The sequence below is a fragment of the Chryseobacterium vietnamense genome, assembly GCF_031454475.1.
GTDB classification, from domain to species: Bacteria; Bacteroidota; Bacteroidia; order Flavobacteriales; family Weeksellaceae; genus Chryseobacterium; species Chryseobacterium vietnamense.
The window spans coordinates 160001-185249 of record NZ_JAVDQX010000003.1 but is presented as its reverse complement, the minus strand read 5'-3'; the positions used below and the strand labels follow the sequence as shown (position 1 = coordinate 185249).

General features: G+C 38.0%; 16 protein-coding genes. 7 read left to right on the top strand and 9 right to left on the bottom strand.

The window, feature by feature from the left end:
* Nucleotides 1–8 precede the first annotated feature (8 nt).
* The 8 genes from J2786_RS14950 to J2786_RS14915 form a co-directional block, all read right to left on the bottom strand.
* A complete protein-coding gene (locus J2786_RS14950; protein ID WP_047426770.1) occupies nt 9–1385 on the bottom strand; it encodes an outer membrane beta-barrel protein in 1377 nt (458 codons plus the stop codon).
* A complete protein-coding gene (locus J2786_RS14945) occupies nt 1378–1944 on the bottom strand; it encodes an RNA polymerase sigma factor (protein ID WP_047426767.1) in 567 nt (188 codons plus the stop codon). The genes J2786_RS14950 and J2786_RS14945 overlap by 8 nt, the downstream gene beginning before the upstream one ends.
* 106 nt (nt 1945–2050) lie before the next feature.
* Nucleotides 2051–2629 (bottom strand): DUF4840 domain-containing protein, encoded by a 579-nt coding sequence (locus J2786_RS14940; RefSeq protein WP_047426760.1) that lies wholly within the window; start codon nt 2627–2629, stop codon nt 2051–2053.
* A 255-nt stretch (nt 2630–2884) separates the two neighbouring features.
* Nucleotides 2885–4300, bottom strand: coding sequence for an efflux transporter outer membrane subunit (locus J2786_RS14935; protein WP_047426758.1), 1416 nt, complete (start codon nt 4298–4300; stop codon nt 2885–2887).
* Entirely contained in the window at nt 4287–7445 is a 3159-nt protein-coding gene (locus J2786_RS14930) for an efflux RND transporter permease subunit (protein ID WP_047426756.1), read from the bottom strand. Before J2786_RS14930 ends, J2786_RS14935 begins: the two co-directional genes overlap by 14 nt.
* 29 nt (nt 7446–7474) lie before the next feature.
* Nucleotides 7475–8596 (bottom strand): efflux RND transporter periplasmic adaptor subunit, encoded by a 1122-nt coding sequence (locus tag J2786_RS14925; RefSeq protein ID WP_052186729.1) that lies wholly within the window; start codon nt 8594–8596, stop codon nt 7475–7477.
* Between the two features lie 376 nt (nt 8597–8972).
* Entirely contained in the window at nt 8973–9737 is a 765-nt protein-coding gene (locus tag J2786_RS14920; protein WP_047426754.1) for a LytR/AlgR family response regulator transcription factor, read from the bottom strand.
* Nucleotides 9734–10852 (bottom strand): sensor histidine kinase, encoded by a 1119-nt coding sequence (locus J2786_RS14915; protein ID WP_047426751.1) that lies wholly within the window; start codon nt 10850–10852, stop codon nt 9734–9736. The genes J2786_RS14920 and J2786_RS14915 overlap by 4 nt, the downstream gene beginning before the upstream one ends.
* A gap of 229 nt (nt 10853–11081) precedes the next feature.
* On the opposite strand from J2786_RS14915, the gene J2786_RS14910 reads away from it, so the two are divergent.
* From J2786_RS14910 to J2786_RS14890, 5 genes are all read left to right on the top strand, one after another.
* On the top strand, nt 11082–11906 hold the full coding sequence (locus J2786_RS14910) for a universal stress protein (RefSeq protein ID WP_047426749.1): 825 nt from the start codon (nt 11082–11084) through the stop codon (nt 11904–11906).
* Nucleotides 11907–12852: 946 nt separating this feature from the next.
* A complete protein-coding gene (locus J2786_RS14905; protein ID WP_156121308.1) occupies nt 12853–14163 on the top strand; it encodes a tetratricopeptide repeat protein in 1311 nt (436 codons plus the stop codon).
* 15 nt (nt 14164–14178) lie between these two features.
* Nucleotides 14179–15354, top strand: coding sequence for a lamin tail domain-containing protein (locus J2786_RS14900; protein WP_047426745.1), 1176 nt, complete (start codon nt 14179–14181; stop codon nt 15352–15354).
* Between the two features lie 76 nt (nt 15355–15430).
* Nucleotides 15431–22306 (top strand): RHS repeat-associated core domain-containing protein, encoded by a 6876-nt coding sequence (locus J2786_RS14895; RefSeq protein WP_047426742.1) that lies wholly within the window; start codon nt 15431–15433, stop codon nt 22304–22306.
* A 3-nt stretch (nt 22307–22309) separates the two neighbouring features.
* Nucleotides 22310–23020 (top strand): hypothetical protein, encoded by a 711-nt coding sequence (locus J2786_RS14890; protein WP_047426739.1) that lies wholly within the window; start codon nt 22310–22312, stop codon nt 23018–23020.
* Between the two features lie 37 nt (nt 23021–23057).
* On the opposite strand, the gene J2786_RS14885 is transcribed toward J2786_RS14890, so the two are convergent.
* The gene (locus J2786_RS14885; protein WP_047426736.1) at nt 23058–24005 is read right to left on the bottom strand and encodes an NADP-dependent oxidoreductase; all 948 of its coding nucleotides are present in this window, start codon (nt 24003–24005) and stop codon (nt 23058–23060) included.
* A gap of 120 nt (nt 24006–24125) precedes the next feature.
* On the opposite strand from J2786_RS14885, the gene J2786_RS14880 reads away from it, so the two are divergent.
* Both J2786_RS14880 and J2786_RS14875 read left to right on the top strand, forming a co-directional pair.
* On the top strand, nt 24126–24473 hold the full coding sequence (locus J2786_RS14880) for a winged helix-turn-helix transcriptional regulator (protein ID WP_047426733.1): 348 nt from the start codon (nt 24126–24128) through the stop codon (nt 24471–24473).
* Nucleotides 24474–24691: 218 nt separating this feature from the next.
* The gene (locus J2786_RS14875) at nt 24692–25237 is read left to right on the top strand and encodes a hypothetical protein (RefSeq protein WP_052186727.1); all 546 of its coding nucleotides are present in this window, start codon (nt 24692–24694) and stop codon (nt 25235–25237) included.
* Nucleotides 25238–25249 lie beyond the last annotated feature (12 nt).

Sequence of the window (25249 nt, the reverse complement as noted above, 5' to 3'; positions counted from 1 at the left end):
GGGCTGCCTTAATCCAGCAGCACCCTGATTCCGAATTTCATATTAAAATGAAGCGGTTTTTCTTTATAAATGGTATTGGGAGCAGTTTCTTCTTTAAAATGATATCCTATTCCCGGTTCTGCATAAATTCCAACCTTATCAATAAGCTTCAGCTGAAAGCCTACCGCTGTGTTGACGGAAAACTGCAGAGGTTTAGGCTCCACGCGTTCTTTTGAAGTCTCCTTTATTTTACCATCAACAACATAGCTTGTTGTAATATTTCCTGCTATTGGTTTTTCTACCAGAGCTCCACCTGTAATGTATCCTGTAAATTTCCCTTTTTGAATGACGTTATAATTAACCTGAACAGGAATTCCTATATAATGAACTGTCTGATCTCCTTTAATATAATTATTGTCACTTCCGGAATGCAGTTCAGAGGACAATTTGGTATAGTTCAGTCCTGTACCTATTCCCCATCTTTTCCCCAAACTATAGTAAACAGAAAGCCCAAATGTAACAGGTACTTTATGTCTGATTCTTGCTTCTACCGGCTGACTTTGATTGGCCAGTAATATGGCTGTCAGAGGATCATCATGATATTCGGAAGTACTCCATACCTGTTCAATATTCATGGCTTTTCCTGTGATTGAAGCATACCCCGGAAACTGCTGTTCTGCAGAACTGGAAGCCATATTGCCTGTAAGCATACCCAGCATCCATGCTTTTTTATCTTTGCCTTTTTTGGTATGATGTGCTGTACTTTCGGCATATACTTCTTCTATTTTCTCCTCCTTAAAAAGCACCTCATCATTTTTATTTTCTACAACCGGTTCTTTCGCAGTATCGTCTGTAGGTGATACTTTCTGAGCGATCTTACTTTCCTGCTGAAAAGGTTCTGAAGCCGTCGTAAGTTTAATAATGTCCTTTAGCTCATTTTTTTCTCCGTTATCAAAATATTTTTGGCTCTGTACTTTCTCAGAAATTCCTGTATTTATTCTATTTTCAGCTAAAAATGAATCTGCTTTTGGCTGTACTTCACTGCTTGAAATATGCTCATTTTCTATCGGTTTTAAAGAACCTTTATCTTCTTTTTTTACATCTGCCGGCTTCTGAGATAATGTTTTTTCTATATCATTCTGAGGTACTACTTTGGTCAGCAAAAATAGTATTGCAATGGCTGCTGCAATCCCTCCAACACGGTAGAATATGGTTTTTCTTACTGCATCTGTTCTCTTTTCCTTCTTTGCTCCTCCCTCATGAACTTCAGGAATAAAACCAGGAATGCTGCTGTTTTCTTCACCAGAAAATAATTCATCTTTGATGTCATCCCACAACCCTTCCGGAACGTCCTCTTCATGGTCTTCCATTCTGCTTCGCAGATTATTTAGCCATTCGTTATTCATATTGTGCTTTTTTTGACATTTTAAATTCTTTTATTTTCTGAGCAAGCAGCCCTTTCGCCCTGTGAAACTGTGATGCAGAAGAATTCTCTGCAATCCCCAACAGCCCGGCAATCTCTTTATGGCTTTTTTTCTCAAATACGAACAGATTAAAAACCGTTCTGTAGCCATCTGGAAGAGCTCTGATCATCATCATAATATTATCACGGGGGATTTCTTCAAAATCAGGTTCTTCTTCATTAGGAATATCTGCAAGATCATCCACTTCTACAGCAGATTTAAAGTCTCCTTTCTGTTTAATATGTTTCAAAGATTCGTTAACTGTAATACGGGTCATCCAGGCTTTTAAAGAACCATTTCCTCTATACTCAAAAGATTCTATGGAACGGAACATTTTAATAAAACTGTTTTGGAGCACATCATGCACATCTTCTTTTTCTGCCAGATAACGGGAGCATACATAGGACAGATTTCCGGAATAAGCTCCAAAGAGTTCTTTCCAGGCAGCCTCCTCCTTCCTCAGAAGGTGCTTTACCAAAATCTGTTCTTTACTTTCTTCCATATAATGCTACTGCCTCCGTATCCATCTGGATGTTATAAAACTGCCAAGCAAAAATAGATTGCATCTTTTTAATAAAGCGCAATCCATTGATGATACTTTTTATTTATTAATTTTTTATACAGAACGGAAAATTATAATCGATTACGTCATAAGGAGTAACCAATGTCCCGTCTACTGTAATTTTGTCTGCTGTGAGCGCATATCTAAGCGTTCTATCCATCCCTACATAATATCCTTTTTGCTTAGAAACGAATTCCACAACGGTCTTTTTATTCACTCCGTCTACCGGAATCTGAAGCTCCATTGCTTTTGGGGCAAGAGTAAGCTCTATCACATTATTTGCGGTATTGATCACTGCTGCATATTTAATATCATATTTTACCTTTCCCATTGTTTTTAGGGCATTTTCTGCTTTTACCGGATCTTTCACCACAGTCTTTACAATATCACTTATTGGAAATTCGGCAAATGAGATCGTATCTTTCTTTACTTTGAAGTCTTTTACTCCTTCTCTTTTGATATTTCCCTGTACAATAATCAGTTTTCCTTTATAGTTTCCTGGTAATTCTTCCATTTTTACAGGCGGGATGTCCGGTCCGTCATTATCATTACATGAGAATAAGGCTAATCCTGCCAAAACCATTAAAACTGTCATAAAAAATCGGGGTACTGTCAATTTTTTCATTGCATTACATTTTCGTTAAACATTAATTATTTTCGAGTACTCATCTATATAAATCCTGTTTTCTGAAAATCTTGCATCCTTTTTTAGAAAAAAGAATAAAAAAAATCATAACCAATTGATTTTGTGAATATAAAATTTCACCATCTCATTGCAAATTCTGTACCTGTTACAAAAATGAAGCTATATTTATCTTTTATAAACAGCAAAAAGGAAACTACATAACATAGTTTCCTTTACTATTTTTCAAGGTATATTCTACTGTACCCCTCCGCCAAGCGCTCTGTAAAGATCAACCTCAGCATTTAATTTTTCAAGGGTAACATTGATGGCTTCCAGATCATTCTGAAGCTTATTGTTCTGAGCGGTGATAACTTCCAGATAGGTGGCCATACCGCTTTTATAGAGCTTCAGTGCATCATTGATTCCTTTGTCCAGAATGGCTGTTTTCTGTTCTAAAAGCTGTAATCTGTCTGAAGAGCCTTTGGATTTGGCCATAGCATCCGAAACTTCCCCTACAGCAGTCATTACCGACTGTTTAAAATTAATGGCTGCTTTTTCCTGTTCAATTAAAGCCGTGTCATAAGCTGTTTTCAACTGCTTTTTCTGAAAAATCGGGGCTGCCAGATTGGCGGCAATTGCTTTGGTAATAGATCCGGGAATATCAAACCATGAGCTGAATTTATTGGAATTGACTCCTATTTGCGGGCTCAAACTGATACTCGGATACATGGCCGCTTTAGCCAGTCCGGTTTTGGAATTTAAGCTGATAACATTAAACTCTGCCATCTTAAGATCCGGTCTTCGGCTCAGCAATTGTGCTGGTAATCCTTCTGACAGTTTATTTTCAGGAATCATTGTTTTCAGGTCTCCTTGTCGTTCTATTTTTGCCGGATATTCTCCACAAAGAATACTCAAAGCATTTTCCTGGATAGAAATATTCTGTTTTGCCAAAGGAATCAGCAGCTCGGCTGTTTTCTTTTGTGCTTCCGATTGCTGAACGGCTAATGAATTAATCTGTCCTGCTGTAAACTGCAGATTCATCATTTTAAGTGTATTGTCACTCAATTCAATGTTTTGTTCAGCTATTTTCAGCTGTTCGTCCAGACTGATCAGGTTATAATAAGCCTGCGCTACCTGAACTACGATTCTGCTTTTGATGGCATTTAAGTTTTCTTTCTGCCCGAAATATTCTGCGGCTGCGGATTCTTTCTGCATTTTAGCTTTTCCCCAAATGTCTACTTCCCAGGAAAGTCTCAGTGCAGCACTGAAATCATCCATATATTTTGTCCCTACAAACTGTTCATTCAGAGAGCCGTTAAGGGTATTTTTGGAAGCCCAGCTTCTGTTGGCTCCTGCAGTAATGTCCAGCGTTGGCATCAGACCTAGCTTAGCCTGTTTATAGATCAGATCAAGCTGCTCTATGTTTTTCAAAGCGACATTCACTTCGTTGTTTCTTGAAAGGGCTTTGTCTATTAAGCCGATCAATTTGGGATCTTTGAAGAAAGTTTTCCACGGAAGCACTACCGTATCTCCTGTTACCTGCACAGATTCTTTGTAGGTTTCAGGAATCTGAAGATCTGTTCTTGTATATTTTTTTTCTACGGCACAAGACATCAGCAGTGATGCCATTGTGCCTGAAATAAGGAAGTTCTTTATATTAAATATTCTCATTTGTCAATTGATTTTCTATCGTATTATACTTCTTTTTGGTAGAGAACTTCTCATCCAGATACTGAAAGAACATGTATAGTACAGGAATTACAAAAACTCCCAAAACCACTCCGCTCAACATACCCATGGCGGCACTTGTACTGATGGATTTGTTCCCTGAAGCCATTCCTCCCGAAGAAATCATCAGCGGAATCATTCCGACAATAAAGGCTAGCGAGGTCATGATAATGGGACGTAATCTCGCCTTTGCTCCTTCCAGTGCAGAATCAAGGATTGAAAGCCCTGCTTTTCTCCTTTGGATGGCAAATTCAACAATAAGGATCGCGTTTTTAGCCAGAAGACCGATAAGCATGATGAGACCTACCTGAACATAAATATTGTTATCCAAACCAATGGTTTTTATTCCTAAGAATGCTCCTACAATTCCTGTGGGGATGGAAAGCATTACTGCCAGAGGAAGGATATAACTTTCATATTGCGCTGCCAGCAACAGATATACGAAAAGTAAACACAGTCCGAAGATCGCAATGGTTTGATTTCCTGCAGATTTCTCTTCCAAACTTAATCCTGTCCACTCGTAGCTGTAGTCGGACGGCAGCTTGCTTAAGGTCTGTTCCAGTTTACCCATCAATTCTCCGTTACTTACTCCTGGTTTTGGAGACACGTTGATATTTAGTGAGTTGTAAAGGTTATATCGCTGAACGGATTCCGGACCATAGACTTTTTTCAAAGTAATCAATGTATTTACCGGTACCATATCACCTTTTTCATTCTTTACAAAAATATCATTGAAGGCTTGTTCATCCATTCTGAAAACTCCATCCGCTTTAATATTCACTCTGTAGAACTTTCCAAATCTCGAGAAATTCTGAGACTGATCTCCTGAGAAATAGGTCTGAACAGTTCCCAAGAGGTTTGAAATACTTACTCCCAGCTGTTTTGCTTTGTCTTCATTCACTTCAAGCTCCATCTGAGGATAATCTGCCCTGAACATGGTGTAGGCAAATGCCACTTCCGGAACCTGCATCAATTGGCCAATCAGTTCATCTGCTTTGGCTTTAAGAACCTGAGGATCTCTTCCCATACGGTCCTGAAGTACAATTTCTGCATCATTCGTCATTCCGTATCCTTCTACCGGAGGCATTCTGAAAGTCATCACACTTCCTTCTTTGATCACTCCCAATTTTGCAGTCGCCATGTCTACCACTTCCTGGATATCCTGAACTTCACCTCTTTCTTTCTTAGGTTTCAGTTTAACAAATCCCATCGCATAAGCTGGTCCTGCACTGTTACTTAGCAGGTTATATCCGGTAATGGAAGTATTTTCCTGTACTGCATCTACTCCTTTTAAAATATCATTGATCTTGTTGGAAACTTCTGTCGTTTTGGTCAATGCTGTTCCGGGAGGCATGCTTAAGGTGTACATGAAGAATCCGTCGTCTTCCATCGGTACAAAACTCTTAGGCGTGCTTGACATCAGCCAGCCTGCAACACCGATAACGGCTACGATTAATCCACCTGCAATCCATTTTCTTCCTATTAAAAAGCGTACTCCTTTTGCATAACGGTTGGTCATATTATTAAATCCCGCATTGAATGCCACCGCAAATCTCTGCCCGAATCCTTTTGGCTTTTTACCTTCTCCTGCATGGTTGTTTTTCAGAAAAACAGCACATAAAGCCGGCGTTAAAGTCAATGCATTAACCGCGGAAATAATAATTGCAATGGCTAACGTATAGGCAAACTGCTTATAGAATAATCCTGCTGAACCGGACATAAATCCAATTGGAATAAATACCGCTGACATCACCAACGTGATTGAAATAACCGCTCCTGTAATCTCACTCATCGCCTTATGAGTTGCCTCTCTTCCTGAAAGATCTGTTCCTTCCATATTGCTGTGAACAGCTTCTACCACTACAATGGCATCATCTACCACAATACCGATGGCCAGTACAAGGGCAAAAAGCGTCAGTACGTTGATCGTAAATCCTAAGACCAGAAGGAAGAAGAAAGTACCGATAATCGCTACCGGAACTGCCACTGCCGGAATAATGGTAGATCTGAAATCCTGTAAGAAGATAAATACCACAATAAATACAAGAATAAATGCTTCTATTAGTGTTGATTTCACCTGTCCTGTAGCCTCATCCAGTCTTTCCTTGGTACTCATTACCTTCGTATATTTGATACCAGGAGGGAATGATTTTGATAGCTGATCAAGGGCTTTGTTTACACCTATTTCAATCTGATTGGCATTGGATCCTGTAGTCTGCATGATGGCTACAGTAACTGCATTTTTCCCATTGGAGAGGTTATCTCCCGTATTTGAAATGGCTCCGAATTCCACACGGGCCACATCTTTAAGCCTGATGACCTGGCTTCCGGTATTTTTAACAATAATATTTTCATATTGCTCCGGCTTGTTCTTTTTTCCTTTATACCGGATTACGTACTCTAAAGCAGCATCTGATTCCTCTCCAAGTTTACCCGGAGCAGATTCCAAACTGTGGTCTGCAATCGCTCTGGAAACATCTGCCGGTTCAAGTCCGTAGGATGACATTTTCTGAGGGTTAAGCCATATTCTCATGGAGTAATCTTTCAGCCCGAAAACCATGGCCTGTCCTACTCCTTTTACCCTTTTTACCTGCGGAATAAGGTTAATATTCGCGTAGTTTTGAAGAAAGGTTTCATCATATTGCTTATTATCTTCCGTATAAATATTGAAAATCAACACCATACTGTTCTGCTGCTTGGAAGTGGTCAAACCCATTCTCACTACCTCCTGAGGGAGTATCGGAGTGGCCTGCTGTACTCTGTTTTGCACGTTTACCGCTGCCTGATCGGCATTTACTCCCTGTTTGAATATGATGGAAATGGAAAATGTACCGTCATTACTCGCAGTAGATTTCATGTATTCCATGTCTTCCACTCCATTGATCTGTTCTTCCAGCGGAGTTACTACAGAACGGATCACGGTTTCGCTGTTTCCTCCGGGATACGATCCTGAAACGGTAATCGTAGGCGGAGAAATGTCCGGGAATCTGGTCACCGCCAGCTGATTTAATCCTATGATCCCTAAAATAACGATGATAAGGGATATTACCGTCGCCAGTACAGGACGGTCTATTATCTTTTTTAACATTTTTGAATTTTCTAAGAAAGATTATACAACTATTTCAAAGGAACGGTGTGTGCCACCACCTGTGCTCCGTCTGTAAGGGCATCAATTCTGTTGATGGCAATTTTATCTCCTGCGTTCACTCCTTCTTTGATGAAGTAATCCTGAGATGTACTTCCTGAAACCGTAATCTGAGTCATTTTCACTTTATCCTTGCCATTGAGTTTATAGACAAAGAATCTGTCCTGAATATCTTTCACCGATGTTTTCGGAAGTTTGATCACACCATTCAATGCATTATGAATCATCACTCTGGCTGTCCCTCCGGCTCTTAATAATTTATCAGGATTTTGAAAAACAGCTTTCATCTGAATACTTCCTGTATTTCTGTCAAAGTTTCCGCTGGCATTTTCAAGTTTTCCTTTAAGAGAATAGGTGGAACCATCTGCAAGGATAAGTTCTACATCCTCTGTATTATTTCCAGATACTGCAGCTTTACTATGAGCGATAAAATCAGCCTCATTCATTGAGAAGTATACGTTCACACTGTTTATGCTTGAAAGCGTTGTCAATGGAGCTGCATCAGAAGGACTGATAAGATTTCCTACTCTGTTTGGAATTCTTCCGATGTAACCACTAACAGGAGCTTTAATGTAGGTAAAATTGGCATTGATCTTTGATGAACCTAAAGAAGACTGTGCCTGTGCCACCTGTGCTGACGCGGCTTTATAGCTTGCCTGCGCTGTTTTCAGCTGCATATCTGAGACTACCTTTCCTTCTACAAGGGGTTTCAGTTTTTCTACTTCAAGTCTTGCTGTTTCCTGTGCTGCCAGCGCTGATTTCAAGGCGGCTTCATTGGTATTTACCTGCTCGTTGTATACGGATGGATTTATTCTGAAAAGGGTCTGTCCTTTACTTACATACTGTCCTTCTTTGATATATACTGCCTCCAGATATCCTGTCACCTGTGCTTTGATATCCACATTGTCCTGTCCTTCTATGCTTCCCGGATACCCTGTAGACACATCTGCATCTCCGGACTTTACCTGGATAAAATCTGTAGGCAATGCCTGCTGCATCTGCTGAGCATTTTCCTGGCCGCTCCCGGAGCCACATGAGTAAAGTACCGCTGCAGCTGTAAGTGAAAGTACCAGATATCCTTTTCTGTAATTCATAACATTGGTTTTTAAATTTTACAGGAGCAAAATAACTTCATCTTATAGTGATATTCATTAAGAAGTTGGGTGAAGTGTCGTTAATCGCAGGTGAAGCGTATGATAGGAAAAATGAAAGGAAAACAGTTGTTTTCCTTTATAATTATGGTAAAAAAGAGATTTTCATGTGGAAATAAGAGTGAAATCATTAAGGATAAACTAATGTATTTCACAATTAAAACGAAAAAGAGGATGTTTCAAAAGTGCCATTCTGAATGAAATGGAATGTAGTGAAGAATCTCATGTATTTGGGTATTGATGAGATTCTTCCTTCGTCAGAATGACATAGGTCAAATTATTTGGCTTTTGAGACAGCCTTGTCTGTATTTTATCGAAATTAATAATCCATCCAGGATTTGAAAACAGAGGCTTTTTCACGGCTTACAATCACCTCCATATCAGGCTGTTTCCTCAATTCTAGCTTCAATTTTCCATTAAAATGATTTAAAATCTGCTTTACGGAATTGATGTGAATGATAAATTGTCTGTTGGCACGGAAAAAGAATTTGGGATCCAGCTGTTTTTCAAGCTCTTCCAGGGTTTGAGGAACATTCTCTACCACTCCGGTATTCAGCATCGCTTTGCTGATTCCCAATTCGGTATAAAAATAGAGGATATCTTCTGCCAGAACGGTTTTATATCCGTCTCTGTGGGCGATGAGAAACCGTTTTCTATAGTCTTTTGGCTGGATATAATTTAATAAGCCTTCAATGGCTGTTCCTACTACCGGAACGGTTTCCATAAAGGTTTCGTAGCGTTTTAAGGCAGCATCCAGCTCTTCTTCTTCAATAGGTTTCAGAAGGTAATCTACACTGTTGTATTTAAATGCCTGAACTGCATATTCATCGTAAGCAGTGGTAAATATGACTGCACTTTTAACTTCATGTTTGTTGAATATCTCAAAGCTAAGACCGTCTGCAAGGCGTACATCCATCATAATAATGTCCGGAACGACATTATTCTCCAGCCAGTGTACGGTGGAGGTAATTGAATCTTCCACGGAAAGGATTTCAATATGGGGTCTTAACTTCAACAATAGTCTTTTTAATCTGTCTGCATTGGGTCTTTCGTCTTCAACAATTAAAACTTTATTAATCTTCATATCAATGGGAGTTTTACAATAAATTTATCTTCAGTTCTTTCTATCACAGGCTTAGGATACCCCAAGATTTCGTACCGTGCAATGATATTGGTGAGTCCTACTCCTGAGGAATCCGGCTTATTGATTAAAGGAAGAAATGTATTGGAGACAACCAGTTCTCCGCCGGGGCTTGTATATACGTGGATCTCCAGAGGATTTACTTTAGAAGTCTGATTGTGCTTAATAGCATTTTCAACCAGCAATTGTAAAGACAGCGGAAGGGTAAATCTGGACCTGTATTCTTCCTGAATATCTATTCTGAATACTACGCCTTCTCCAATTCTTTTTTCAATCAAAAAGATATAGGATTCTAAAAATTTGAGTTCCTCTTCTACGGCGATAATGTCTTTTTTGGAATTGACCAATAAGTATCTGTATACTCTCGCGAACTTTTCGGAATAGTCATATCCCAATTGCTGATCTTCCAGGATGAGTTCTGACAACACACTTAAATTATTGAAAATAAAATGCGGATCTATCTGAAGCTTGAGTGCCTGAAGCTCTGCCGCCATTGCAGCCTGTTTGTGTTTTGAGGCTCTCAGTTTGTGCTGGGCAGCTTCTACTGCTGTTTTTTTCCAGTTTTCCAATAAATAATCCACGGTATTAAAAGCACTGATAATCAATGATATGACGATATTAGTTGCAATCCATTGTCCCAGCAGTGTATATTCTTTGCGGGAATCCATTTCAGGTAATGTAACTGAAGTGCCGTCTACGATTGCATTAATAATAATCACAATCAAAACACTTCCTACGATCTGAAGCAAACACTGGATGAATAACCGCTTTACGGTCCTGTTTCTCCAGGGAAGCCACTTATTGAGCGTCCGGTCTATAAATATACTTACCTCCGAGATAATGATTGAAAAAAAGATAATCCATGTGGCATCTTCCAGAATCATCTTCAGCGGAGCGTCCAGATACCCCTTCCAAACGGGATCAAAGGGATCGATAAGGTAGGAGAAAACACAGAAAGTGACCACTGCCAGTGCCCAGATCACCAGCCTTCTTTTCATGGTGGAAAGAATCTTCTTATTCCGTACTATTTTTTTCCTGATGGTAGAAATCCTATTCATATCCGGGACTTTATGAATGTAAATATAGAAATAGATTTTATATGAGTATCTTCTATTTTAGACGAGACCGCCAAAACGATACCTGAAACGTAAAATAGCAGCGTTCAAATGAATGTTACGGTTCATCACCTGAAAAATACATTTCATCATCATTTTATGCAACATCACATTATTTTTACAGTCAGGGAATAACTGTCTATCATAGTTTTGTGGTATTAAATCCGGTACAATGAAAACAATAATTGTCTGCACAGATTTTTCCCAGGAAGCTGAAAATGCTACTCATTATGCTGCTTCTATGGCTAAAGAAAATACATACAGGATTATACTTTTTAGTCTGCAAACCGTTTCTGTTCATGCTTTGAATGCACAGGCTTCAGCTGATTTTTTCTATGCCCAGACGCTTAAAAATCAGAAAAAACTGGAGGATAAAGCTGCTGAGCTTAAAAGATTATATACTGTCGAAACCCAACATCATCTGGCTTCCGGCAATTTTATTGAAGAGCTTGAAAACTGTATGCAGCTTCATGAGTGTGATTTTGTCGTGATGGGAATGGCGGAGAAAACTTTGGAACAGAAGCTTTTGGGAAATAAGGTAACAAGAGCTATTCACAGAATTAAAAAGCCAATTCTCATTGTTCCCGCTCATATAGAATACACAGGAATCAGGAAAATTCTTTTTGCTTATGATACGCACAAAAGTATGACCTGGTCTGCCATGAATGACATTTATTATTTCATTAATGAATTTAATGCTGAAGTTGAGGTTTTCAATGTAAGTGAAAGGTTAGAAGATTTTACTGAAGTTATTCATGATATGGACCTGAATTCCGGGTATGATCTGGAAGATATTAAATACAGCTTTAAGATGATTCAGTCCATCGAAGTGATCAAGGCGATCGAGGAGGAAATAAGGCTCACCAGCCCAGACCTTTTAACCATGGTTCCTTATAAATACAATCTTGTAGAATCACTTTTTCATCGAAGCAAAACAGCCATCATGGCCTATAAGAATAAAATACCATTACTATCAATTCCCTTAAACATAGATTAAGACTCAATAAAAATCTGTTCACATTTGAATTATCCTTTTGCCTTTAAAGGCTAAATTTTACACTTAATCTTGTTTAACAGGAGCGGAAGTTGATTTCCGCTCCTGTTTTTATTTTAATTTCATATTATTGACAATATTTACGGAATATATTTTAATTAAAAACAAAAGCCATTATGTCCCATCTTTTTCCTCGTTATAGAGATCTAATTATTTTCGTTTTATTTACTGGATATATTCTATTCTAAGCCCAAAACATCATACTATAAAAAGAGTAACAATCCCCAATGCAGCATTTCCCAAGAAAGGTTTTATTCTGAAAGCAACCAGTGGAGAATTGTCTTTTTTTAGCAGTACAGATCCGGCAGATGATACTCCAATAATTCCAGTTACGAAATTTGAAATTATAAAATAGTTTCTGAAAGGGAACTATAGTAAGTGGAGAAAGTAAACTCCTCCAATCGGTAACAGGTCGTTTCTTATCTCCCACTGATTGTTTCGCTGATCATTTTTTTAATCTTCTTTTTCAATTTTACTTCAGTTCATACTACATTTTAAATAAAAATAGGTCACTTTTTTGATTTTTGGAGATATTAATATCTAAAAATAGGAATATACAATTTCTAACATATTTTCAAGTAAAATAACAATTATAAAATAAAATACATTTATGCTTTTCACATTAACTTACCAACACCCAAAACACTGTATTTAATACAATTACAAACAGCTTAACACTCCAAGAAAAGAGAAAAATTTTCTCAAAATACTATTTACCAGTTAACATTTTTAACTATATTTGCCTCCGTTAAGGGAAGGAAAACGATTAGAGTTTATTAAAGTTAAACCGAAAGAGCAGGCCTATTATTCAGTAATGGTAACCTACCTTCCCTTTATTTTTTAAAAAACACTAATTTCCACGAACTTTATGGTTTCCAGAAAACGATTCTTGCAACTTTCAGCTTTGAGTGCTGGTGCGTTGCTTATTCCTTCTTATTTTTTTTCCAAAACCACTTCTAGTCCACAAAACCTCCTAACCAACGATGATGTTAATACTCTTCTTAAGAGTGCCAAGGCATTTTGCAAGGAGAAAAAATGGGCTAAGGCAAAAGGAAAATATGAACAGATAATTTCCAGCCGTCCGCAGGAGGCAAGAGCCTATGACGGACTAAGGCGGTGTATTTTTCAAAAGCCCAAGCAGGAATCCGCTTATATTCAGATTTTAGAAAATGCAGTTCAACAGTACCCTAACAACAAAGAACTGAAACAGAGGTTATACAGCCAGTATATAAAAATGGCCACAGGAAACAAAAAGGTGAGCCGGCTAAAGAATAAGGATCTTCTTTCTGTAGCACAAAATAAGCTCTCTGAGCTTGCTGCACAACATCCTGATGACCAAACACTTCAACACCAGCTTGCCAAGGTAAATAAACTGATTTCCTTCAATGCAGGCGAGATTCATCATAAGAAAAATTCTCAGGTAAAACAGCAGCACAAACAAAATCAAAAACTTTTTAAGGCCCGTTTTGATCATTTAACCAACGACGAGCTTACCTCCAAACTTACTCTCCTTAAGAATAAACCTTATAAAAAAGAAAGAGAAAATCATATCAGAGAACTCTATCTTATTCTTATTAAAAGAAATATAAAAAACCACGATGCTGCACAGGCAATGCAATTGGCTAAAGAATATCATAACCTTTATCCTAAAGACCGCTCAGCTGTTTACTGGACAAGGAGACTTGCTAAACAAAAGAGAGATTTCCCAACACTCTTGTCCATTGAAGAGAAAAATCACCAATTAAAACAAAATTTCTGGAGTGCGGCTTCCTATTATAATGCTGCTAAAAAAAATCAGCCTTCAAATACTCTAAAACTTCAGCAGCTTCTTTCCGAAATGGAGCAAAAGAAAACAGATGAAAATCAGGAATTTATCATTCTGTGCAAAAAAATAGATTTTTATCTCCAGCAAAATCAAACTACTGAGGCCGAAAACAATATTAATTCTCTACTAAAGAAAAAATCCGGAATAAGAAATACCTCTGTAATAGATGCTGTGAATGTACTCGTTATTAAGTATCTGAAAAAAACCAATCAGGAAAATTTAACCCAAAAATTTCTTTATCTGGTCATCAATGCAAAAGATCTTACGACAAGTTCAGATCCATGGGAACAAAAAATAGCACAGCTTAATCAAAACAGAAATTTTTCCCAATCTTCTCACCTACAGAAACTTCAAAAGTTTTTAAATAAAATATAGATTCTCCCAGCAACCATGAAAAAACAATTATTTGGAGGGGTACTTATATTATTTCCCCTTCTATCTTCTGCTCAGCTTGTTATCACTGAGGTTTACAGAGACACCCCTTATTCGGAATACATAGATGTAAACTATGGTCCATACCAAAATCCTACTCCTGAACTATTTGAAAAGTTACGAAAAAGACATCGCGGGGAGTTTATTGAAATTTTTAATGCCAGCGATACGGACCTTAATCTTAAGGATTGGAAATTAAGGGATAATGAAGGAAGTTTTGATCTGCCTGACAAAATCATAAAGTCTAAACAGTTTATGGTCGTTGTGGCTAATAATAACTCGGGAGGTGATTATTTCTCTAGTTTTTTCTCTACCACACAAGGCAAGGAAGACCAGATTATCTATCAGAATGTCATCAAGTTAAGCAATACTGATGAGACGATAGAGCTTATTGCTAAAAAGGTTGCCGGCCACAATTTACAGCAGGAAATAGTAGCTTCCGGAGTTTCTTTCCAGCAGGACGGCAATAATATGGGAGTTTCTGTAGGAGCTAATGCGGTTGCTAATCCCAGTGTATTTTATGATGTTAAAGACTGGCAGTATGATTATAATACTCCTCAGTTTCCCAATCCGCTGGTTGCTACCGTTGTGCCTCCTATTAAGCCTCTTGACGACTATGTAGGAAATATCTTAGCTCAGAATTATGATATACTGACCTGGGACTCAAACGCAGGAGATCTTATTGATAATAAGTGTGATAATACAATTCCTTATGTTACTCAATCTCTTAATGCAGGACTTACTTCGGGAAGCAAAAAATTTAGCTTTGATGAGGGAGGAAACAGCTCTGCTATCAACAATGCCCTTTTAAAAACAGAATTAGCTGAAACAGTTATGGCTAAAGAAGTTAATGCAGAGGATAATCTGGAACAAATTAAAATGGCCATCCAACTGTCTCCTAACCCTACCACAGATATTGCCAACGTAAGTATTACAGGTATTGCCCAGGGAAAAGTAACTTCCGTTCAGGTATTCAGCGGAACGGGGGCTCTTTTATTTACCAAAAATAATCTGCAGGATTCTTCAAATTTCAATTTCAGTTTTAGTTTAGGAAACCAGATTACTGGTGTATACGTAGCTAAGTTTACGCTAATCAGCGGGCAAGTTGTGGGCAAAAATGTAATGAAGCGCTAATAAAAAATCTTTGACAGGCTCTATTCTTTATGGCCTATGCATTAATAGTATCGATATAAGATCATAATCAATTCATATGATAAAAAATATAAAATTTCTTGGAGTTCTTGCACTTCTGTCTTTAGCACAATTTGTGGGAGCTCAGCAAGCAACATCTGTATCTCTTGAGTATAATACTTCGGGGTATAGAGAAAACCAACCGAACTCTTCCAAGACGATTTCGCCAGACTTTTCTCTTATACCTTCTGTAAAATCAGAAATGTCTGTCAGCGAGGGGGGCGCCCTTACTTATACCGTTCCTCTAGAAACCTTAAAAGGATTAAATAATTTTCAGCCCAATGCCGCCTTGGTGTACAATAGCCAGGCAGGAAACGGAAATGCCGGATGGGGATGGAGTTTTACGGGTCTTTCTGTTATCAGCAGAGGAGGAAAAAGCCAGAATGTAGACGGGATCACCATAGGTCCGCAGTTTGACGACAACGACCCTTATTATTTAGATGGTCAAAGGCTCCTTAAAAAATCGGATACCGAATATGTTACTAAAAATTTTTCCAAGATTAAGATTACGAAATCATCCGGAACATATAGTTTCATTATTCAGTACACGGACGGAAAAATTGCCTGGTATAATGAGCTTTCACCAGGGCAGCACTATATTGTAAAAATGGCAGATTCATTTGACAATGAAATCCATTACACTTATATCATTACAAATAATACCCCAAGGCTGGATAAAATATCTTATGGAGGCACAGACACCGGTACAGATAAATTTTATTTAAAAGTATTATACAAAGACCGCAAAAAAATTGCAAAAATCTATAGAAACGGGCAGCAGTATATCAACAGCAAAGTCATTTCTGAAATTGTCACCGGGTCTACTTATTCCGGTGATTACAGAAAGTATGCTTTCAGCTATGATTTTGTTGATGCAGACAGTAATGAAAGGTTACGAACCATCAATGTATTCAATGAGGCCGGAGAAAGCCTGAGACCGCTCAACTTCAATTATAATTCTCCCAATTCTACAGGGACAGCTGAGGTAACAAAGCGTCAACTTGCTATTACTCCTGCCAGTACTTATCGTTTAGGAGATGTCACTGCAGGTAACCTTTATAACAATAGTGGAAACGATATATTCTATGTATCAACTACCGTTACTGATTTCAGAAGCGGGCCAACCGGAGGTTTTGGATCTAACCCTCCTCCACCGGAGCCGGGCAGTATACGAAATCCTATATTTTATCTTAACAGCCCTTACGGCCAGATAACTCCCAGCACCTATGTTAATGCCCATACCAGAATCTTTACGGGAAAAACATTAATTAATGACAATAAAATTACGACTAATGATCAGCTGATCATTGTCAATACACTTTCCAAAACACACGAATCCCTGCAGGGACAGATAGAAATCCGGGATTTCAAAACAGGAAAAACAAAAGTCCTCTCCGGAGGTCCTTCGATTCCATGGATTACCAGTGGTTTTCAGGGGCAGACCACCTACACATCTCCTCCCAGAATAGCCCATAAAATGTTTATTCCGGGAGATTTTAATAATGACGGCCTTTTCGATCTTATTTATATCAGTGGAAATACACAGACCAGCCAGAAAATTTATTTATATGAAATAGGTAAAGAAACAGGTGATGTTATTACCCGAAAAGAGTTTGCAGTAACCTCTCTTCTCCTTACAGAAGACAATTACAGGCTTCTGGAAATGGATGGTGACGGAGTCCCGGAAATTATGATCATATCTGGCAACCAATATGGTATTTATAAGATCAATGTAAATGATATGACCATAAAGCCATTTGGTGATATTGCAGGGCAGTCCTCAACAAACATTTTAAATGATCTAAGCTATAATAGTGACGGAAAACTTATAACTCCTATTCTTTTAGGAGATTTCAATGGAGACGGCCTTACAGATTTTGTAACACCACAGATTGTATTCAATACTATGAATCCTTTTTCAAAATTAAGGATTGCTATTGAAAACACACCACAATTTATCTGGTGGATGTACACTTCGGATGGTAAAAAATTTATTCCGAGCCAGCTTGATCTTACGGCTCAAAAACTAGCATATATTAAGCCTTCACAGGATGAAACAATTCCTAAGCAATCCGGATGGGATTTATTTTTATGGGGACCTGACAACTCAATGACAGGATTTGCTGTAGGAAATGTAGTGGTAACAGACATCAACAATGATGGCAAATCCGACCTCGTATCCATCACAAAGTTCGGAAAAATACGATATAACGATCAGAACCCTTTGATCAGCAATTTTACCTACGAAAATGTTGGTGATTTATATACCGAGCAGGTTTATACACACTCCTGCTATAATGCCACAGCACAAGCTTTACCAGCCGTATACATCAACGCTCAACAGGGATATAAATGTTTTGTTCCCGGTTTCCCTCAATATGTAGGACCAACGCATTCAGCCATTACCAATACAGATATTCCGGGAATTTATATGACCCTCATGCCTGGATTTAATAAGGTCAAATTCTTTGTCAATACTACAGATAGCAACGGAAATACTTCGTTTACCAAGCTGAGTCAGGAAATTGATTTAAAAGATGAGAAAATAACACCGTTCTCTCTTTTCACCGTTTCTGACGAGGTTAATTTCTTAAATACCTACAAGACATCTATCAGTAATTTTGACATCACTACCGGGTCTGAATTTAAGATTACATTCAACAATAATAATTTCCTGGAAAAACAGATTCAGGAGGTGAATAACGGTTCTACCGTTCTGCAAAAAGTTGAATACCGTCCGATGATGAAACTTGATACAAAGGAAGAAATCTGCTATGTGCACAAGGATAATGATTTAAAATATCCGTTATATACCCATCAGACCAACGGGGCATTATATCTGGTTAATAAGATTCATACTCTTTTCAGTGGAAAGATTCTTTCAAAAGAATACCGTTATGAGAATGCTGTACAAAGTCTAGACGGAAGAGGCCTTCTAGGATTCCAAAAAACCTATGTATCTGACGGATATGAATCTGTTCTTCAAAACGGAAAATTCAGAAATAAAAAGCTTGCTAATGCTCTTTTCTGGACAGTAAATACCAAAGATCCTTTACTGGATAACGTTCTATTAAAAAGTACCTACGGAGGAATTTCCAAGTTTTTAACAGAGACTGATTTCATCAATCAAAAATTCATAAAAGGAAATCAGAGCCTTATTCTCAGCATAGAGGAAAGAACCACTGACAACCTTAGAAAGATAAATGTCATTAAAAGATATACCTATGATGAAGCCGACGATCTTAAATTAAAGAAAACATGGATCAATTATGGTGATTATGCAATAACACATTCCAACTTTACTTATCAGCCGGAATTCACTAATGGTCTTCATTATTTCTACGGGAAAATAAGTGAACAGGTTAATAATTCTTTCAGACAGGGTGACACTTTTACCGCAAAAGAGGTCAGTACTTATTATCCTACAAATGGAGCGATTAAAGAAATTCAGAAATTCAGCCAAAACTCTCAGTCATTAAATAAGAGCTTTGTCTATGATAATATCGGGAATCTGAAGCAGGAAACAATTTCTTCTGCAGGAATTGCCTCTCAGACTACTACATATGATTACGACTCAACGAATCGTTACCGAACTTCCACAACAACTCCTGATGGCTTAACAGCTTCCACGGTAGTGAATACAACAGGAAGGCTTTTAGAAGAAACAGCCGCTATCGGAGGATTAAAAACTTATTATGCGTATGATGGCTGGGGTAATATCACTTCATTTACTGATTATCTGGGTAAGAAAACCACCATCAGCAAATCTTCTGCTTCGGCAATTCCAGGAGGAATTTACCAGATCTCAAAAAAGAGAGAAGGAGGAGTAGAAACGATCTCAGCATATGATGAATTCGACAGAGAAATACAAACCAAAACCCAAAGTACCAATGGCAAATGGATTGTAAAAAAGAGCGAATATGACATTTTCGGAAAATTAATAAAAAAATCTGAGCCTTTCTTTGAAGGCGAGCAGACGAAATGGAATGCAATAGAATATGATGCTTACAACAGAGCGGTAAAGCATGTTACTTATACAGGAAAAACAGTTATTACCTGCTACGAAGGATTAAAAGTAACCGTTGATGATGGCTATAAAAAGATATCAAAAACACTGGATGCTTTTGGTAACACGATTGTTCAGCAGGACCATGGCGGAACAATTAACTACACCTACTATGCCAACGGATCTTTAAAAGAAACCAATTATGAAGGCAGCAAAACAACTTTTGAAATTGATGACTGGGGAAACAAGAAGAAAATTGTAGACCCTTCCTCAGGTACATATACCTATCAATATGACATTCTGGGAAGATTACTTCGTGAAGACACTCCTAAAGGATATACCGTATTACAGTATGATGATTACGGACAAACCATTTCAGAAAAAACATACGGTAAAACCCCGGCAGAAAATACTTCTATAGAAAAGTACTATCAGTACAATCCAACGAGTAAGCTTCTGGAAAAGATCTATGGAACAAGCAACGGAAAAAACTTTGCCTATACCACAGAATACGATCAGTACTATCGTATCAAAGGAAAGAAAGAGGAAACTCCGGAGTTTATTTACAGTAGTAACCTGACTTTCGACACCTTCGGAAGAGTAGATGAAACGACTATTTCTGCCGTCTGGAATGAAAATACCTATACAACCACCTCAAAAACAAAAAATGTATATGACAGTAATGGTATCCTGACACAGCAGAACGACGTTAATGCCAATAAGATGATATGGCACACATCTTCGGTGAATGCCTTGAATCAGGCTACGCAGATGGAATATGGCAATGGTTATGTTATCAATAACTATTACAGTCCGCAGGACGGAACTCTTTTAAGAATGAATCATGCCAAAGGAGGCCTGATTGCACTGGATATGATGTATGATTTTGACGTCAATAAAGAAGTTTTAAGATCCAGAAACAGCAATGATTTTGGAAAGAGTGAAACTTTTGAATATGACAAATTAAACCGCCTATTAAAGGAAACAACCAATGGCACTGTAACCAATCAGTATTCTTACGATAAAAGAGGAAGAATGGCTGCAAATCTTGACCTTGGTTACTATAACTACAATGGCGAGTCCGATTATAAACTAAACAATATTGCTCTTAATGCAAATGGTCAACAAGTAAATACCAACCGAGGTTTTGCCGAAGTAACATACAATGCATTTAACGCTCCGCTAACGGTTAAGGTTCCTAACAAAGAAGATTTAGCTTTTACATACAACGTAATGAAATCAAGATATTCTATGATTTCAGAAGCTTCAGGGAAAAGAAAATATTATTCTGCTGACGGTGCTATAGAATTTACAAGAAGATCTGGTAAAGGAGGCGGTAGACTGGAGATCGTTACCTATATCACAGGAGATCCTTATTCTGCAAATTATATTAAAAAAGATGTTGTCAGCTTTCTGAGTGGATCTCAGGAGTCTCAAAACTACTATCTTCATCGTGATCATTTGGGAAGTATTTTAGCCATTTCAAAAGATGACGGTTCTATTGTTGAAAAACGGTTCTTTGATGCGTGGGGAAATCTTAAAGGATTGATGGTTGGAGGACAAATTGTAGACCTGCAACAGTTCAATGGGGAAACTCTCCTTATAGACAGAGGATATACGGGTCATGAACACCTTTGGAGGGCAGGTCTTATTCATATGAATGCAAGGATTTACGATCCTATCATGAGGAGATTCCTTAGCCCTGATACTATTATCCAGGATCCTTTTAATACACAGAGTTATAATAAATTCGGCTATGTAACCAATAATCCTTTATTGTATACTGACCCAAGTGGAAATATCGGATTAGGTGCAGTTCTTATCATTGCTGTAGTCGTGTCTGCTGTAACACATGCTGTCATTAACACTATTAATGGTGTTCCGTATTGGTATGGTATGGGACAGGCCATTACAACGGGGCTTGCGAGCGGCATCATCAGTTTTGGAATTGGAAGTGTCGCCACCTCTATATTTTCACAGACGTTAACCGTCGGCAAGGCAGCCTTCCAGGCGGGGATGCATGCTTTGTCAGGAGGAGCAATGTCTGAAATTGGCGGAGGAAAATTTATTTCAGGATTTATGAGCGGAGCTATTTCTTCTGTAGTATCCAGTGGAGTACAGGCATTAGGAGAATCAGGATATAAATTTTCCGTTGAAGGGAATTCTATCTCGATCAGCTCTTTTGGTTCCAGAAATGTTGGGTTATTAAAAGCCCTGATGCTTGCTTCTGGCGGCCTTTCCGGAGGTCTCTCATCTTCCATTGCAGGAGGTAATTTCTGGGATGGGTTAAAACAGGGGTTATTAACTTCCGGGTTGAATCACTTAGCTCATGAAGGAGCAGAAGCTGTAGAATGGAAAACCGCATCTATGGATATTGCTGCTGACAAACCTCAGACCGGTGAAACAGATTGCGTTCCTACAGTAGCAAGAGCTGCTGCAAAATATTTAGGTGTAGATCTTGATGTTTCTCTTCAGCAAAAAGAAGCCAATCAATCCGGAGGAGTACGTGCTGATCAAACCAAAGAGTATTTCGAGAAATTCGGGCTGAAAGTAGATGCCTTATATGAAGCAAAAGCAAAGAATGACTATTATTTCCATTCAGGAATTCCTTCAGCATTGACAAAACAGGCTGTAAAATTCATTGTTGAAAGTTTGCAGTCGGGCCACCCTGTATATCTGGGCTTTAGCACAACAGAAGCCGCCGGGAACAGACAAGGGCATGCCGTTCTGGTTACTGAAATAAAATATAGTGAGGATTTTTCAAGAATGAAACATATCAACTTTTTTGATCCGTATTCAGGAAGAAGCAATGGCCAGCTGAGTAGCTTCCAAAACACATATAATCTATCAGAAACGGTTTATAATATATTCTCACTTTCAAAACCATAAAATATGAAAAACTTAATTGTCTTATTTTCTTGTTTATTGATAAGCTCTTTTAGCTTTTCACAACATAAAACAGACACTATTGTCTATGAATACAATAAAGGGGAATATAATAAAGCAGCCCTGTCATATGTAAGAAAAATGATAGATGCTAATGTAAAATATGGGGAAGATAGAACAGGTTTAATAACAAGCATGGATCATGTTGAGGTTATCATTCATCCTGTCTTTAGATTTAAAAAAGAGATTATTGATAATGATGGTAATAAAAACCTTCTGCAGCTTATTGATTTTAAAAATACTCCAGAAATTCAGCTTTTTGATGTTTACTATAAAGGGAAATTCGTATACAGCTTTAAACTCCCTGACGAAAAGAATGATAAAACTGAAAATGAAGACAATAAGATCCTTACCGGATATCTTTCTGTAGACAGTAAAATGCCAGAAAATGGTCCGCTGGACTATACCTATGCATTCAGGAATTATTTCTCTTTTTACATAGACAAGCATTATTGTGCATTGATAGATGATAAAATAGTTGTTGTTTCTTCTGTTGCAATACCATCACATATAGAGATTCAGGATTTCAATTCCTTCTTTTATCCTGAATTAAACTATTTAAAAGCCGTTGCTAAAAATATCAAAAATCCAACCTACGAAACTTTTATTGTAAAAAAAGCCATTCCCCCGGCTATTGTAAAGGTTATCTCACAATAAATAAAAAACCAGGATTATTTCCTGGTTTTTTATTTTTTCACAGGTTTACTATTACTTTTCCTGCAACACGGCTGGTCTCAACCTCCAGATGAGCCAGTGCGATATCTTCAAACGGGAAAATTTTATAAATGGATGGTTTCAATGCTCCCTGCTCCAGTAAGCCCGCAATTGCTTCTGCAGTTTCTTTTTTGGACTGTACCATCATAAACTGAATATTCACCTTTTTCTGCCCGGCTTTCTCTGCAATATTCTCAGGAATCTCAGGAGTCGGAAGCGTTATGATAATTCCGTTCTCTTTGACAACATCTACCGAATCAGATAACGTTTTTCCCTGAAGAGTATCAATCACGATATCTACATCCTGTACTTTTTCATGAAAGTTTTCCGTTGTATAATCAATATGTTCATCCGCTCCCAGCGACAAAACAAATTCTTTATTTTTACCGGATGATACGCCGATAACATATGCCCCAAAGTACTTCGCAACCTGAACAGCAAAATGGCCAACACCACCTGAAGCAGCATGAACCAGAACCTTGCTCCCTTTTTTAATTCCAGCAACATCCACCAATGCCTGATATGCCGTTGAAGCCGCCATTGAGGCCGCAGCAGCCTGCTGATGGGTAATATTCCGGGGCTTTAATGCCAGATGCGCTGCCGGAGCAGCAATATATTCTGCATAGGCATTTCCTTTTCCAAAAAAGTTGACCATCCCGAAGACTTCATCTCCTGTTTTAAAATCTGTTACATCCTTTCCGGTTTCCACGACTTCTCCCGAAATATCCCACCCTAAAATAACGGGTCTGTTTTCTTCAAAAATCCAGTGCAGAACTCCTTCGTAAGCTCTGGACTTTACATCTACAGGATTAATGCTTACCGATACTACTTTTACCAACACCTCATCATTTCCTATGACAGGCTTGTCTATTTCTGCAAATTGAAGATTTCCAACACCTCCGGCTTCGTTTAAAATAACAGCTTTCATTTTTTTTGATTTTAATTATGGGACAAATGTAGTCTCATCATATCTTTGCAGCAAGTATGTACTTTTTTGTAATCTACACACTAAAAACATACTAATGCTGATTATCAAACCATTGAAAAAATGTTAAAAATAAAAAAAATTACCCAAGAGCCATCCTGTCCTGTTGATTATGCCTTTAAACGGATTGGAGGAAAATACAAAGGCCGTATTTTATGGTATCTTCATTTGAAGACGGTTATGCGGTACGGTGAACTTCGTAAAACTCTTTCCGACATCACCCCTAAAATGCTTACCCAAACTGTCCGGGAGCTGGAAGATGACGGGCTTATCCATAGAGAAGTTTATCATGAGGTTCCTCCTAAGGTAGAATATTCTTTAACGGAAACCGGTGCTGAACTCATTCCTTTTATTGATTATCTGAGAATTTGGGGTGAAAATCAGATTGAAAAAGAAAGGATAAAAAGGTAAACAGTTTCCTTCAAAACCATGAATGTTCATCATGGTTTTAATTTTATTCCTAAAGGAATACCATTGGATATTTTAAATAAAAAAACAAACCTTTCAATTCATATTCAACTGAATATCAAAAAGTCGTAAATTTAGTAAAGGATAAAAACAGTGTTTTCACCCTTTTTTATAGTTGTGCCGTTCGCTAATTTTGTTCCATAAAATTAAAAACCATAAAAATGAAAACTTCCTTTTTTACTAAGATTTTAAATCCCGTATGTGCAGCTCTTATTCTGGCTTTTTGTCTGTTTAGCTGCACCGAACCCCCTAAAGAACCTGTAAGTAACAGTTATAAAAAGAAACTGATCAGCTACCGTGAAGGCCGGGTTCTTTTTGATGAATACACAAGAACCAATCATGAAATTCTCATGAAGAACAGAAATGGAGAGCCAGACTCCCGATGGTATTGGTTCTCACTGGAAGATATGGAAGGCTATATTCAATATGTAAAAGAGAATGCCAGAAAACAAAAATTAAAAAACCCGGGAATCAGGATTTACATGGGGAAATACCCGATGAATCACCCTAAAAACAGAATGGCAAAACCTGAATACGCGGGCTATCAAACCATATTTTTAGTGCCTACTGCTCAAAAAAGAGAAAACAACAAGGTAATGTCCAGATCAGCCAGCACAGAGGAAAATACAGATGTGCCTTCTATAGAATCTATGAACATGACCAATCTGGCACCTCCACCAAAAGCTTTGTCAGGAACTATGCCATAAAAACACAAAACT